The organism is Allobosea sp. OAE752, assembly GCF_050433265.1.
GTDB classification, from domain to species: Bacteria; Pseudomonadota; Alphaproteobacteria; order Rhizobiales; family Beijerinckiaceae; genus Allobosea; species Allobosea spartocytisi.
The window spans coordinates 21,930-35,371 of the sequence record NZ_JBNPXO010000011.1 but is presented as its reverse complement, the minus strand read 5'-3'; the positions used below and the strand labels follow the sequence as shown (position 1 = coordinate 35,371).

At 67.6% G+C, this 13,442-nt stretch carries 11 protein-coding genes; 8 read left to right on the top strand and 3 right to left on the bottom strand.

Annotated features, from left to right (window positions below):
• Window positions 1-3 precede the first annotated feature (3 nt).
• On the bottom strand, window positions 4-1,191 hold the full coding sequence (locus GGC47_RS23110; RefSeq protein WP_142022622.1) for an ROK family transcriptional regulator: 1,188 nt from the start codon (window positions 1,189-1,191) through the stop codon (window positions 4-6).
• A gap of 353 nt (window positions 1,192-1,544) precedes the next feature.
• The gene (locus GGC47_RS23105; RefSeq protein WP_112763253.1) at window positions 1,545-2,222 is read right to left on the bottom strand and encodes a GntR family transcriptional regulator; all 678 of its coding nucleotides are present in this window, start codon (window positions 2,220-2,222) and stop codon (window positions 1,545-1,547) included.
• A gap of 185 nt (window positions 2,223-2,407) precedes the next feature.
• On the opposite strand from GGC47_RS23105, the gene GGC47_RS23100 reads away from it, so the two are divergent.
• The 8 genes from GGC47_RS23100 to GGC47_RS23065 all read left to right on the top strand — a co-directional run bounded on the left by GGC47_RS23100 (window position 2,408) and on the right by GGC47_RS23065 (window position 12,142).
• Window positions 2,408-3,508 (top strand): sugar ABC transporter substrate-binding protein, encoded by a 1,101-nt coding sequence (locus GGC47_RS23100; protein WP_248311216.1) that lies wholly within the window; start codon window positions 2,408-2,410, stop codon window positions 3,506-3,508.
• 166 nt (window positions 3,509-3,674) lie between these two features.
• On the top strand, window positions 3,675-5,255 hold the full coding sequence (locus GGC47_RS23095; protein ID WP_429069075.1) for a sugar ABC transporter ATP-binding protein: 1,581 nt from the start codon (window positions 3,675-3,677) through the stop codon (window positions 5,253-5,255).
• Window positions 5,252-7,312 carry an ABC transporter permease gene (locus tag GGC47_RS23090; RefSeq protein ID WP_142022621.1) on the top strand — a complete coding sequence of 687 codons (2,061 nt, stop codon included), beginning with the start codon at window positions 5,252-5,254 and terminating at the stop codon, window positions 7,310-7,312. Before GGC47_RS23095 ends, GGC47_RS23090 begins: the two co-directional genes overlap by 4 nt.
• A gap of 14 nt (window positions 7,313-7,326) precedes the next feature.
• Window positions 7,327-8,106: an SDR family oxidoreductase gene (locus GGC47_RS23085; protein ID WP_142022620.1), complete on the top strand. Its 780-nt coding sequence runs from the start codon at window positions 7,327-7,329 to the stop codon at window positions 8,104-8,106.
• Window positions 8,103-9,050, top strand: a complete 948-nt coding sequence (locus GGC47_RS23080) for a 3-hydroxyacyl-CoA dehydrogenase (protein ID WP_142022619.1) — start codon at window positions 8,103-8,105, stop codon at window positions 9,048-9,050. Before GGC47_RS23085 ends, GGC47_RS23080 begins: the two co-directional genes overlap by 4 nt.
• Before the next feature lie 9 nt (window positions 9,051-9,059).
• Window positions 9,060-9,989, top strand: coding sequence for a 3,5-dioxohexanoate:acetyl-CoA acetone transferase (gene kce, locus GGC47_RS23075; protein WP_142022618.1), 930 nt, complete (start codon window positions 9,060-9,062; stop codon window positions 9,987-9,989).
• A 24-nt stretch (window positions 9,990-10,013) separates the two neighbouring features.
• Window positions 10,014-10,892: an SMP-30/gluconolactonase/LRE family protein gene (locus GGC47_RS23070; protein WP_142022617.1), complete on the top strand. Its 879-nt coding sequence runs from the start codon at window positions 10,014-10,016 to the stop codon at window positions 10,890-10,892.
• Window positions 10,893-11,107: 215 nt separating this feature from the next.
• A complete protein-coding gene (locus GGC47_RS23065) occupies window positions 11,108-12,142 on the top strand; it encodes a LysR family transcriptional regulator (RefSeq protein WP_429069070.1) in 1,035 nt (344 codons plus the stop codon).
• Here GGC47_RS23065 and GGC47_RS23060 read toward each other — a convergent pair.
• Window positions 12,061-13,413, bottom strand: a complete 1,353-nt coding sequence (locus GGC47_RS23060; protein WP_142022616.1) for an MmgE/PrpD family protein — start codon at window positions 13,411-13,413, stop codon at window positions 12,061-12,063. The two genes, GGC47_RS23065 and GGC47_RS23060, sit on opposite strands and share 82 nt — an antisense overlap.
• Window positions 13,414-13,442 lie beyond the last annotated feature (29 nt).

The window sequence follows — 13,442 nt, the reverse complement described above, 5'->3', positions numbered from 1 at the left end:
CCCTTATCGTTTGATGAAGTTATGCGCGGCCCTGTTCTCGGCCGCTTCCGCGGGTCGCATCGCGCCCCGTTGCAGATAGGCGTGGGTGGCGAGCGCCAGCCCGGCGGCCGGCTCCCGCCCCAATTCCGCATTCGCGAAGGTGAGGTTCACGGCTGCGGCTCCGCCGAACAGGCTGGCCTCGATGCCGCCGAGCACGCTGGCATGCATCTTTTCGCCCAGCTCCGCCGGCCAGCCGGCCACCACCACCCGTCGGATCGGCGTCAGGTTGAGCGCATTGCCGATGGCGTGTCCGAGGCGCGCCAAACGCGCCGCGAGGTCGGCCTGCGCGCGCGCCGACAGTTTGAGCCGGCCGGCCTGCCATTCATCCATCGCCAGCAGGTCTTGCTCACGCAGACCGATGGCCGGCGCGACGGCGGCCGTGGACACATAGGCCTCGAGACAGCCGGAATGGCCGCAGCGGCAGCGGGGCCCGCGGGGATCGAGCACCATATGGCCGATCTCGCAGGCAGCCACCTCCCCGCTCGAAGCGAAGTCATCGACCAGGGCGGCGGCCACGCCATGGCCGACGAAGGTGTAGAAATAGGGGCCGCCGGCAAGATCGACACCGAGCTTCAGGCGGTGGGCGACGGCGCGGGTCACGATCGAATTCGCCGCGAGCAGCGGCACCGAAGGCAGTGCGGCCTGGATCTCCCTCAGGAGCTCGGCGGGGTCGAGCGCGATGATCGGATTTGCGCGCAGATCCTCATGATAGCCCGGGATCGACACCGCGAGCTGGCAAAGCCTGATGCCCGCCCGGTGCAGATGATCGGTGAGCTGATGAAGAGCACGGCGGTAGGTCGACCTCACCGTTTCCGGCTCTGCGCCGTCCGGCAAATCCAGCCATTCGGAAAAGCGGATCTCGCCGGTCAGCGACCCGACGCCAATATGGACACGGCTGCCGGAGAACTCGATCGTGCCGACATAGAGATCGTTACTTAATGTAAGAAAGGAGCTTGGACCGCCCTGGTAAGGCGCGGTGCGCTTCGACTCGTCGATCAGCCGCTCGGATTTCAGCTCGGCGACGATGCGCGAGATGCTCGCATCGGTCAGCCCGACATGATCGGCCAATGCGGGGCGAAACGAGCCGCCAGAGCACCAGAGATAGCGCAGGACAGCCGATCGCGTTTCTCGCCGGCTTCGCGGCTCCCGCATGCATCCTCCCGAGTTTATTTTTACTTTATGTAACGATGCTGCTGTGCGCTGGCGATCTTGTCAATATCGCCATACCGGCTCTCGGAATGGAAACGCCATGCAGGTGGTGGCAGGCGTGGGGCAGACAGGCCGACGCCCTGCTCGGCTCGGGGCCGGACGTCAGGCGAGACAAAAGGCAACCCTGCTTCCGGGCGACGAGCGAGAGGCCACTGGCGGCTGGGCCCTCCCCGCAAACGTTGCGCAATCCCGATGCCGCATGTGGACGAACGCGCCCTACTGCGCGCAGCGCGTCTGCAAGGAGCCGCCTACGTATCTCGGATGGGTCAGCCGTAACGAGGAGAGCCGCCCGCGGCTCAGATATCGAGAAGCCCGGCCAGGCTTTTCGCCGCTTGCTCGATGTCGGCTTGGAGGGATCGTCTGGCCGCCGCAGCATCTTTGCCCAGCAACGCCGCATGGATCGCCTTGTGGTCGCGATTGGCGCTCGTCCAGTTGTCGGTCTCTTTGAGCAGGTTGATGTAGGGCCCGATCTGCAGCCAGAGCGACTCGATGATGGCCATCAGGGCCGGCGAGGCGGCGGCCTTGTAGATGGTGAAGTGGAAGTCCCGATTGGCCGGCACATAGCGGGCGCGGTCCTTCTCGGCCTTCGCGGCGTCCATGATCGCAATCAGCTCTTCGAGATGGCGCAATTGCGCCGGCGTGATCGCCGCAGCGGCCCACTCCGTGGCCATGCCCTCGATCTCGCAGCGGACGCGCCTGAGGTCGTCGAGTCGTTCGGCGCTGAGCGGCGGGATGCCGACGGAGCGGCCAGCCACCACGGTCAGGGCCTTTTCGGCGACGAGCCGGTGCAGCGCCTCCCGCACCGGCATGGCGCTGACGCCAAAGGCCTCGGACAGGCTGCTCACCGTCACCGTACGGCCCGGCTCGATGTCGCCGTTCAGGATCATCTCCCGGATCCGGCCATAGACATGCTCCTGGATCGTCGCGCGGGAGATGGGTGAGTAAGGCAGCTCCTGAGGGCGCACGAGGCTCATCGTCTTGAAATCCAAGGTGTTCGTCGGGGCGACCATAGCGGTCGCGGGCTCGACATCAAATCCGCATTGCATTGATATATGATTTGTGATCTTTGATCAAAAGAAACGAGGCACCGGTCAAGGCGCCCTGACGATTGAACGCCACCGCGTCGGGGAGGACGCTCATGATGAAAAAGAAGCACTTGATGGCTGCTGCCGCCGCGCTGGCCTTGTCCGCAGCCGGAGTCTCCGCCGCGCAGGCCCAGGCCAAGCACAAGATTTTCCTGTCGATGAGCTATATCGGCAATGATTGGCAGGGTGAGGCCGCCAACATGATCAAGGCCATGGCCGCGTCCAAGACGATGGCCGACAAGGTCGACCTGCAGGTCCAGGTCGCCGGCCCCAACGCCCAGCGCCAGATCCAGCAGATCAACGCCATGGTCCAGGCCGGGGCCAAGGCGATCATCGTCTTCCCGATCTCGCCGACGGCGCTCAACGCCGCGGTGAAGAACGCCTGCGAGAAGGGCGTGACCGTCATTGCCTATGACGGCGAGATCACCGAGCCCTGCGCCTACAATGTCGCGATCGATCAGGAAGAGGCCGGGCGCGTCACCGCCGAATGGCTGGTCAAGAAGCTGAACGGCAAGGGCAACATCGTCTCGATCACCGGCGTGCCCGGCACTTCGGTCGACACGCTGCGCACCAAGGCGGCAAAAGAGGTCTTCGCCAAGCATCCCGACATCAAGATCGTCAACGAGGCGGTCGGCATGTGGAGCCAGGCGGTCGCGCGCACGGAGCTGTCGAAGATCCTGGCCACCCGCAAATGGGACCAGATCGACGGTCTCTGGATGCAGGTCGGCTGCTACACCGCCAATACGATGCAGATCGAGGCCGGCATCCCTGAGGACAAGCTGAAGCCCTGTGCAGGCGAAGGCTCCAATGGCGGGCGTGTGCAGATGCTGCCCACCGGCACCGAGGTCGAAGGCGCCAACGGCACCTACAAGCCGATGGCCGCGCCGCGCATCTCCTACGCCTCGCCGCCCTATTCCGGCGCGCTGGCGCTGAAGCTCGCCGTGGCCAAGCTGGAAGGCAAGGACGTGCCGAAGAAGACCGTCCTGCCGCTACCGGTCGTCACCAACGAGACGATCAAGCTCTGCCAGGAAGGCACCTGGGACGAGATGAAGGCGGGCTGCAACGCCTTCAAGCCCTCGATCGTGACCAATCCCGGCTGGTTCGCCTCGATCTTCTCGAGCGAGACGCCCGAGATCGGTCTCAACGCCGCCCTCGTCGGCCAGCCCGAGAACTGATCGCAGGATCGCCGCGCCCGGGTCGGGCGCGGCATGACGGTCCTGCTCGTTCAGCATCGGACTTTTCCGAAGAGTGGGTCCCACTTTTCGGTCCGGTGCTCCAGCGCCCGGCGGCGCCACGTCGCCCGGCATCCCGCTACCGCCAACGCAGGAAGGACGGCCGCCCGTGCTTCAGCGCGAGATTTCCCCTGACGGCGCCCCTGTCGCGATCGCCGCCCGCGACATCCGCAAGGTTTATGGCGCGACTATCGCCGTCAACGATGTCGGCTTCGACATCATGGCCGGCGACACCCATGCGCTGCTCGGCGAGAACGGCGCCGGCAAGTCGACGCTGGTCAAGCTGCTCTCCGGGCTGGTGCGACCCACCACGGGCGGGTTCGACATCTTCGGCGAGCGCGCGGATTTGCATTCGCCGGCCGCCTCGCACCGCTGCGGCATCCGCACCGCCTTCCAGGAACTCAGCCTCGTCCGCGATCTCAGCGTACTCGACAACATGCTGCTGCCGACCCCGCCGCGCGGGCCGCTCGGCCTGATCCGGCGGGCGGAGGCGCGCCGCACGGTCGAGGAACATCTTGATGCTCTCGGCCTCGGCGCCATCGACCCACGCTCGGAGATCCGCGACCTCGATCTCAACGAGCGGCAGAAGATCGAGATCGCGCGCGCGCTGTTCCGCAAGCCCCGCATCCTGCTGCTCGACGAGCCGACCTCGACATTGTCGGGCAGCGATATCGACTGGCTCGGCACGATCATCGCCAGGGGCAAGGCTCAAGGCGTCACCACCGTCTTCATCTCGCACCGCATGCGTGAGGTCCGCGCCTTCTGCGACCGCGTCACCGTCCTGCGCGGCGGCAAGCATATCGCGACGCGCCCGCTATCCGATGTCGGGGACGAGGAGCTGATCGGCCTCATCGCCGGCGGCAGCGGCGGCCATTCCTTTCCACCGCGCCCGCCGCGCAGCAGGCTTTCCGAGGAACCCGTGCTGGCGGCCACCGAGCTTTCGGTCGGCAACCGCCTCGACGGATTGTCATTCGGGCTGCGACGCGGCGAGATCCTCGGCGTCGCCGGCCTCCAGGGCATGGGCCAGCTGGAATTGTTCTCGGCCCTCTTCGGCACGGCCGAGAGCCGCGGCGAAATCCGCATCGACGGCCGTCCGGTCAGCCTGACCTCGCCGCGCGATGCTCTCGATGCGCGGATCGGGATCGGCCTCGTGCCGGAGGACCGCAAGACGGAGGCGCTCTTCCTCAAGCTCGACGGCCGGCGCAATGTCTCCTTGCCGGCAATCGAGCGCTACAGCCGCTTCGGCTTCGTCGACCGAAAGCGCGAGGAAACGGCGGTTGCTCGCGTCATGGCTCGCCTCAACGTACAGATGCGCGCGCTCTGGACGCCGGTGAAGGCCTTCTCCGGCGGCAACCAGCAGAAGATCGCCGTGGCGAAATGGCTCTTCGCCGAAAGCCGCATCCTGCTGCTGTTCGACCCGACGCGCGGCATCGATGTCGGCACCAAGAACGAGATCTATGCGCTGATGCGAGAATTCGCGGCCGCTGGCGGCTCGATCCTGTTCCACTCGACCGAGACGGCCGAACTCGACCATCTCTGCGACCGCGTGATCGCGCTCTACCGGGGCAAGGCAGCGGCGCGGCTGGAAGGCGACGCGATCACGGAGGATGCGATCCTGCGCGCCATGCTCGGGAGCGAAGCCGGCGCACTTGCCGCGCAACAGGTTTCGACGCTGGAGGCCCTCTCGTGAGCGCGATCGCTGCCACGGCGCCGCAGGCCGCAAGCACCTCCCTCGTCCGCGGCTGGCCCGACCGCCTGCGCGGACCGCTGATCGCGATCGGCGTCTTCCTGCTCTGCCTCGGACTCGTGCGCTGGCTCAGCGGCGGCACGCTCGGCTATTACGAGCTCGGCACGCTGGCTGCCGGCGGCGCGACGCTCGCCATCGCAGCGAGCGGCCAAACCATCGTGGTGCTGACCGGCGGCTTCGACCTGTCGGCCGCTGCCGTCATCTCGCTCGTCAACGTCACGCTCGCCGGGCAGATGCAGGACAGCCCCGGCTCGATGCTGCTGTGGACGCTCGCCGGCATCGGTGTCGGCGCGGCGACCGGCGCCTTCAACGGCCTGTTCATCGCGGGCTTGAGGCTCCAGCCCATCGTGGTGACGCTCGCCACCATGTTCATCCTGCAAGGCGTCACCCTCCTCGTGATGGACAAGCCCGGCGGGCAGATTCCCGGCAGCTTCGCGCAGGCCCTGACCGGCGACGCCATCCCCGGCGTGCTGCCGATGCCGGTGCTGCTGCTGGCGGCTCTCATCGGCCTGTGGCTTGCCTTGAAGAACACGCTCTTCGGCAAGGCCCTGCCGGCCCTGGGCTCCGACCGGGAGGCCGCCCGCGCCGCAGGGCTCAGCGTCCGGTTGCACGAGTTCTTCGCCTATGTGCTGGCGGGTGGGCTCTATGGTCTGGCGGGCGTCTTCATCACCGCCCAGACGGGATCGGGCGATCCGCTCGTCGGCAACCCGATGCTGCTTCAGATGTTCGCGGCCGTGGTGCTGGGCGGCACCGTGCTGGGCGGTGGGCGCGGCGGCATCGTCGGCACGATCTTCGGCGCCTATGTGCTGATGCTCGTCGTCAACATCCTGCTCGTGCTCGACGTGCCCGCCTTCTACTCCTCGGTGGTCGAGGGCTTGATCCTCGTGCTGGCAGTCCTCGCCTCCTCCCTGGCGCGCGATTCCGTGCTGGCCCGCACGCTGCGCCAGGGTTTTGCCCGCGGTGCCGCCCGCCGGGCCGGGCGCCTGCCGCGCCAGCTCGATCTGCCCCCTGCCCGCATCGCCCTGCCGATGCACGATCCGGCGATCGAGCACCCAGCCTGGTGGCGCCGCCATGCCGAAGCGCTGCGCAACGCGGTGCCGGCCTATCTGTGCTTTGTCGCGGTCCTCGTGGTGACGCAGTTCGTGCTCGGCAACACGATTGTCTCCTGGCCCTATTACGACTCGCTGATCGTGCTCGGCTGCTTTCTCGCCGTCCTCGCGCTCGGACAGGGCGCGGTGATCCTGACCGGCGGGCTCGACCTGTCGCTGCCCTGGACCATCGGCCTCTCCGGCATTCTCTGCGCTGGCCTGCTGTCAGGCTCGGATGCCGCGCTGGTCTATGCCGTGCCCGCCGTGCTCGCGCTCGGCGCGCTGATCGGCCTCGTCAACGGGCTCGGCATCGTCGCGCTCGGCCTCTCGCCGATCGTGATGACGCTGGCAATGAACGGCATCCTGCAAGGAGCGGCGCTGGTCTATTCCGGCGGGACACCAAACGGCTTCGCCTCGCCCGCCTTGCGCTGGTTCATGACCGCGAAAATCTTCGGCGTGACGCCGGTCGTGCCGCTCGTGGTGCTTTTCGCCGCCGGCGCCTCGATCCTGCTCGGACGCACCGTCTTCGGCCGGCGGATCTACGCCATCGGCAATGGCGAGCGCCCGGCGGAGCTTTCCGGCGTTCCGGTCAAGGCGACGCTGGTCAAGGTCTACATGCTCTCGGGCGCCTGCGCCGCGCTGGTCGGCATCATGCTCGCGGGTTTCTCCGGTCAGGCGAGCCTGGGCATGGGCGACGACTACCTGCTGCCCTCGATCGCGGTCGTCGTGGTCGGCGGCGCGCTCATCACCGGCGGGCGCGGTTCCTATCTCGGCATGCTCGGCGGCGTGCTGCTGCTGACCGCGCTCCAGACCCTGCTCGCCGGAACCACCCTGCCCTATGCTACGCGCGCCATCCTCTATGGCGTCGTGGTGCTCGGCGCCGTCGTGGCGCTGCGCGAACGCGCGCATTGAGGAGACGCAAGACGATGCCAGCACTCGCCCTGAAGCCCGGCCTTCGCGTCGTCGTCACGGCCGGCGCCTCCGGCATCGGCCGTGCCATCGCCGATCTGCTGATCGAGAACGGCGCACGCGTCCATATCTGCGACATCGATGAGAGGCATCTCGCCGATTTCCGCGCCGCCCATCCCGGCCACGGCGCGACGACCTGCAATGTCGCGGATGACGACGACGTGGCGCGGCTGTTCGACGAGGCTCAGGCCACGCTCGGCGGGCTCGACGCGCTGATCAACAATGCCGGCATCGCCGGGCCGACCGGCGGCGTCGACGAGATCGACCCGCGCGAGTGGCGGCGCACCATCGACATCTGCCTGACCGGCCAGTTTCTCTGCACGCGGCTTGCCGTGCCGATGCTGAAGGCGGCGGGTGGCGGCGCCATCGTCAACATGTCGTCCTCCGCCGGGCGCTTCGGCTACGCCTTCCGCACCCCCTACTCCGCCGCGAAATGGGGCATCATCGGCCTGACGCAGTCGCTCGCGAAGGAACTGGGCCCGGCCAATATCCGCGTCAACGCCATCCTGCCCGGCATCATCAAGGGGCCGCGCATGGACGGCGTCATCCAGGCCCGCGCCGAGCAGGTCGGCGTATCGTTCGCGGAGATGCGCGAGCAGTATCTCCAGCGCATCTCGCTGCGCCGCATGACCGACGCCGAGGATGTGGCGGCGATGACGCTCTTCCTGCTGACGCCGGCCGGCAACAACCTCTCCGGCCAGTCTTTCCCCGTTGACGGCAATCTGGAGTCGCTATGAGAACGACCATCGTCGGCTCCGGCCTGATCGGCCGCTCCTGGGCGGTCAGCTTCGCCCGCGCCGGGCATGACGTCCGGCTCTGGGATCGCGATCCGAAGGCGCCGCGTGCCGCGCTCGAATTCGCGGCGTCCGTGCTGCCCGAGCTCGCGGCCAACGGCCTGCTCGACGGCCAGGAGCCGGCCGAGGTGCTGGCGCGACTGCAACCCGTGGACGCCCTCGACGAGGCGCTCGCCGGCACCGACCATGTGCAGGAAAGCACGGCGGAGATCGTCGAGAGCAAGCGTGCGGTCTTCACCGATCTCGACCGGCTGGCGCCGCCGCAGGCCGTGATCGCCAGCTCGACTTCGGCGATCCTGCCCTCGCGCTTCATGGACCATGTCGCAGGCCGCGGCCGCTGCCTCGTCTGCCACCCGATCAACCCGCCCTATCTCGTGCCGGCGGTCGAAATCTGCCCCTCGCCCTGGACGGCACCGGAAACGGTCGAGAAGGCTGCCGCCTTCATGCGCGGCTGCGGACAGCAGCCGCTGGTGATGAAGCGCGAGATCGACGGCTTCATCATGAACCGGATGCAGGGCGCGCTGCTCGACGAGGCGTTCCGGCTCGTCGCCGACGGCATCGCCGATGTCGAGGATGTCGATATCGGCATCCGCGAGGGGCTCGCACTGCGCTGGTCCTTCATCGGCCCGTTCGAGACGATCGACCTGAATGCGCCCGGCGGCGTGCGTGACTACGCCCAGCGCTACCAGCACATCTATAGCGGCATCGCCGCCGAGCTCGCCGGCCGCCGCGCCGACTGGAGCGGGCCGCTGATGGACGAGGTCGAAGGCCAGCGCGCTGCGCGCCTCTCCCGCGACGACCTCGCCCAGCGCCAGATCTGGCGGGACCGGCGCCTGATGGCGCTCGCCGCCCATAAGCGCGCCGCCGCGCGCGACATCGGAGAATAGGAGTCCATCATGGCGAAAGCCCGCAAGGTCATCATCTCCTGCGCCGTCACCGGCGCGATCCATACGCCCTCGATGTCGCCCTACCTGCCGGTGACGCCGGAGGAGATCGCGGACGCGGCGATCGGCGCGGCTGAAGCCGGCGCCGCGATCGTCCATCTTCACGCCCGCGATCCGCAGACCGGCGCGCCGGACCAGACTCCGGAGGCCTTCGCCCGCTTCCTGCCGATCATCCGCCAGCGCAGCGATTGCGTCGTCAACATCACCACCGGCGGCGCCCCGACCATGACGATCGAGGAGCGCGTGAAGCCGGCCGCGACCTTCAAGCCGGAGCTGGCTTCGCTCAATCTCGGCTCGATGAATTTCGGCCTCTTTGGCATGCTCGACCGCTTCAAGGACCTGAAGCACGACTGGGAGCGGACCTATCTCGCCAACAAGGAGATCATTTTCCGCAACACCTTCGGGCAGATCGAGCACATCCTGACGACCTGCGCCGACAGCGGCACGCGCTTCGAGTTCGAGTGCTACGACACCGCCCATCTCTACAATCTCAAATACTTCCTCGACCGCGGGCTGGTGCAGGGGCCGCTCTTCATCCAGACGGTGTTCGGGCTGCAGGGCGGCATCGGCAACCACCCCGACGACATCGCGCATATGAAGCGCACAGCCGACCGGCTCTTCGGAGACCAGTATCGCTGGTCCGTGCTCGGGGCGGGTCGCAATCAGATGAATGTCGCCGCCATCGCCGCGGCCCAGGGCGGGCATGTTCGCGTCGGGCTGGAGGACAGCCTCTGGCTCGGGCCGGGGCGCCTCGCCGAGACGAATGCCGATCAGGTTCGCCGCGTGCGGCTGATCCTGGAAGGGCTGGGGCTGGAGATCGCCACGCCCGGCGAGGCCCGCGAAATGCTGTCGCTCAAGGGCGGCGACAAGGTCGCGTTCTGAACCATCACGGAGCAGGAGACGAACATGCGCATCGAGGTGCTGGTCGACGTCAAGACGACGCTCGGCGAAGGCCCGCTCTGGGACGTGGAGCAGGAGCGGCTCTACTGGATCGATTCCTTCGACGGCCGGGTCTTCCGCGCGACCGTGGACGGACGCGAGGTCCGGGCCTGGGACGTGCCGCAGAAAATCGGCTCGATGGCGCTGCGCAAGGATGGGCAAGGCGCGGTCGTCTCGCTGCAGCGCGGCTTCCATGCTCTGGATTTCAAATCCGGCGAGGTCACGCTCATCCATGATCCGGAGCCTGACCAGCCCGCCAACCGCCTGAACGACGGCAAGGTCGACAAGCGCGGCCGCTTCGTCGCCGGTTCGATGGACACGCAGGAGGAAGGCGCCAACGGCGCGCTCTACAGCCTCTCGACCGACTTCAAGGTGACGAAGCTCGACACCGGCATCGTCTGCTCGAACGGTCCGTGCTGGAGCCCGGACGGCAAGACCTTCTATTTCCAGGATACCTGGTCCGGCGAGATCTGGGCCTATGACTACGACCTCGACAGCGGCGCCGCCACCAACCGGCGGGTCTTCGCCAAGGTGGATACCTCGAAAGGTGGCGCGGCGGATGGCTCGACCGTCGATGCCGAGGGCTATCTCTGGAACGCGCTGGTCTATGACGGGCGGCTGGTGCGCTACGCGCCGGACGGCAGCGTCGACCGCATCATCGACATGCCGGTCAAGAAGGTGACGAGCGTGATGTTCGGCGGCCCGAAGCTCGACATCCTCTTCGTGACCTCGATGGCCAAGCCCCCGCTGCCGCGCTTCCCTGGCGACGGCGTGCTGCGCGGCAGCCTCTTCGCGATCCACGATCTCGGCATTCGCGGCCTGCCGGAGATGCGGTTCGGGGCATGAAGAATCCCGACATTCGGCCGGGATCAGGCAGTTAGCCTGGGGTTGCGCAGCCGCTCGAACGGCAGCTCCCGCCCATAGAGGGAGCATGGCCGCGAGCGGACGCATCGAAGTTCAACGGCAGGGCGAGTTCGTCGTCAACGCGCCCCTTCCCTTGGCTTGTCCACTTCTGGTGTGGCTGGAGCAGCCATGCCATCCTGCGCGCAGCGGCGGAGGACATGGCAATGGAGTTGAAGTGGCTGGAAGACATCCTGAGCCTGTCGACGACGCTGAGCTTCTCGCGCTCCGCCGTTGAGCGGAACATCACGCAATCCGCCCTGAGCCGCCGGGTCAAACAGCTGGAGGAATCGCTCGGCCTGCCGCTGTTCGACCGCAGCAGTTATCCGATCCGCCTCACCGAAGCCGGCCGGACCTTCCTCCCGCGTGCCCAGGACATCCTCAGGCAGGTACAGGACGCGCGTCGGGAGGTCCGCCAGCAGCACGAAGACGAGTCGGAGACGCTGACCTTCGCCACGCTCAACACCCTGTCCCTGACCTATTTCCCCAGCCTGATGCGCCGCATCGAAGACAAGCTCGGTCCGCTGAAGACGCGATTCTGCGATCAACGCTCATCCTTCGACGGCAATGTCGCACTGCTCAATCATGGCGAATGCGATTTCCTGCTGACCTATGCGCATCCGGCCGTGCCGCCCGAACTGGACGCCGAACACTTCGTCTACCGCCACCTCGGCGCCGAACGAGCGATCCCCGTCTCGATCCCCGACAGCGCCGGCGAGCCGCTCCACGCCTTCCGCTGCGGCGGTGTGCCGGTGCGCCTGCTGAGCTATGGCAACGCCTCCTTCTTCGCGCGCCGGCTTGCCTTGCTCTTCGCCGAGCGGCCGACACCGCTGGTCACCGTCTACGAGAATCCGATGTCGGTTGGCCTCAAGGCCATGGTCCTCGCCGGACATGGCGTCGCCTGGGTGCCCGAGAGCCTTGTCGTCGAGGAATTGCGCAGCGGCCAGCTCGTGCCGGCGGCCGACCCCTCATGGTACATCTCGGCCGAAATCCGGCTCTATCGGGCAAAGCAGCGGAGCCGCCTTCCCGTCGAACAGTTCTGGGCCGCCATCGCAGATGACGGCCAGCCAGCACGCCCGGACGATCCGCCCCGCCCTGCCGTCGGTCGACGCGGCTATGCGCGCCCGGCTTCCGCGGGTTCCGACAGCAAGCTGTCGAGATCGGCCATGGCGTCGATATCGGCGAGCCGGGCGTAAAGCGCGGCGGCGCCCGGCATCCCGGAGCAACAATCCCGGAACTTCGCTTCCCGGTCGGCATCGTCGAACGGATCGGCGATCGAGCCCTTGGCCTCCAGCCGATCGGCCTTGAGCACGCGCCCGTCCTTGAGGCTGATGGTGACGCGATGCGGCTGGCGCCCCGCTACCTCCTCGCTCTTGTCGTAGGACCGCATCACCGTCAGCGGCAACAGCCGCCGGACCTCCGGGCGCGCGACCGCTTCCGGCGTGAAATCGGCCAGCGACAGCCGGTCCTGCAAGAGCGCGAGCGCGACGCAGTAATGCATCGAGAAGCGGCCCTGCATCTCGTCCTGCGGATCGGGATAGGCGAGATTGCGCGCATTGGCGATGCCGACCAGCGTGTCCACCGCCTCGACATCCGCGGCGGAGAAGCCATTTTTTGCCTTGAGGTCGAGGATCGCATCGACCGCAAGGTGCGTCGAGCCGCAGCAGGGATGGCGCTTCGGGGTCAGTCCGTCGCTTTCGATGACATGCGGCGCTGCCAGCACCATCCGCTCCCAGCCGACGGCGCTGTCGTCGCCGAACAATTCGGCAAAGCCCATCGGGCATTCCAGGATGTCGAGGCGCCCGGTCATCCCCGCTGCCGCGAGTGCAGCCGCATCGACGGCATTGCGCGCCGCGAGCCCGGCATGCAGCGGCTTGGCCGGCGTGCCGAACTGGCCCTTCGGGCCGGCTGCCATGCTGGCGGCAACGCTCATCGCGCGGGCGATGCCCACCCCGTCGAGCCCCATCAGCCAGGCCGTGCCCGCCGCCGTCCCGATCGCGCCGACCGTCGAGGTCGCGTGCCAGCCGATGGTGTAATGCGCCGGGTTGATGCCGCGCCCGACGGCGGCCTGCGCCTCCAGCCCGACGAGATAGGCGTCGACGAAGGCCCGCCCACTCGCCCCGCGCCCCTGCGCCACCGCGAGCAGCGCCGGCACCAGCACCGCCGAGGCATGGGTGATACCCGGCCTGAAATTATCGTCATAATCGAGCGCATGCGCCGCCGTGCCGTTGACCAGCGCGGCGATCGCCTCCGTCGCCCTGCCCCCACCCGCAACCGCCGCAGCGTCCCGCGGGCCGATCCCGGAAGCGAAGGCCTGACGCACGGCCTGTGTCGCCTGATCGCCAACCCCTGCCAGCATGCAGCCCACGGTATCGGTGATGGCGTGATGCGCTCGTAGTCGGGCCAGTGGCGAGAAGGCTGGCGCGGAGCGGCTCCACTCCGCGATACGTTCGATGGCGCTCGGCATGATTACTCCCGGTCGGTCTTGCGATGGCA

Excerpts from the sequence above, each read along its gene's own strand:
- GGC47_RS23110 (WP_142022622.1), bottom strand. The coding sequence starts at position 1,191 with ATGCGGGAGCCGCGAAGCCGGCGAGAAACGCGATCGGCTGTCCTGCGC.
- GGC47_RS23105 (WP_112763253.1), bottom strand. The coding sequence starts at position 2,222 with ATGAGCCTCGTGCGCCCTCAGGAGCTGCCTTACTCACCCATCTCCCGC.
- GGC47_RS23100 (WP_248311216.1), top strand. The coding sequence starts at position 2,408 with ATGGCTGCTGCCGCCGCGCTGGCCTTGTCCGCAGCCGGAGTCTCCGCC.
- GGC47_RS23085 (WP_142022620.1), top strand. The coding sequence starts at position 7,327 with ATGCCAGCACTCGCCCTGAAGCCCGGCCTTCGCGTCGTCGTCACGGCC.
- GGC47_RS23080 (WP_142022619.1), top strand. The coding sequence starts at position 8,103 with ATGAGAACGACCATCGTCGGCTCCGGCCTGATCGGCCGCTCCTGGGCG.
- kce (WP_142022618.1), top strand. The coding sequence starts at position 9,060 with ATGGCGAAAGCCCGCAAGGTCATCATCTCCTGCGCCGTCACCGGCGCG.
- GGC47_RS23070 (WP_142022617.1), top strand. The coding sequence starts at position 10,014 with ATGCGCATCGAGGTGCTGGTCGACGTCAAGACGACGCTCGGCGAAGGC.
- GGC47_RS23065 (WP_429069070.1), top strand. The coding sequence starts at position 11,108 with ATGGCAATGGAGTTGAAGTGGCTGGAAGACATCCTGAGCCTGTCGACG.
- GGC47_RS23060 (WP_142022616.1), bottom strand. The coding sequence starts at position 13,413 with ATGCCGAGCGCCATCGAACGTATCGCGGAGTGGAGCCGCTCCGCGCCA.